1 protein-coding gene is annotated in these 307 nt (G+C 40.7%); it reads left to right on the top strand.

Going from position 1 to position 307, the window contains the following annotated elements; all coding sequences use genetic code 11:
* Positions 1–120: 120 nt before the first annotated feature.
* Positions 121–307: DNA-binding protein (locus C7H79_RS17540; RefSeq protein ID WP_172592514.1), on the top strand; the 187-nt coding region annotated here is incomplete at its 3' end.

Genomic DNA, 307 nt, shown 5'->3' with positions numbered 1-307 from the left:
CATATAAAAACTGAAGCAAAAAGCTGCTTTCCCATAAGCGCCTATGATCTCAATCCAAGATAAGAAAAAATTCACAGCATTGTAGTATATAGTAGTAGTATTACTGCTTTCTTATACTTTATGAAATCAGGTGACCCAATGGAACGTAAAACCAAGGTAACGCAAGATGCTGTGAACGCTGCATGTGACGATCTTATAAAATCCGGTAAGAACGTCACTGTAAACGCTGTCATTGCGATGACTGGGGGTTCTTTTTCTACCGTAGGCGTAATGGTCAAGCACTGGAAGACCGAACAGGCCGCAAATA

Origin of the sequence: Nitrosomonas supralitoralis, from assembly GCF_003011925.2 — a bacterium.
Classification (GTDB): domain Bacteria; phylum Pseudomonadota; class Gammaproteobacteria; order Burkholderiales; family Nitrosomonadaceae; genus Nitrosomonas; species Nitrosomonas supralitoralis.
The sequence above is the reverse complement of the archived record's forward strand: the minus strand, read 5'-3'. Positions and strand labels throughout refer to the sequence as shown.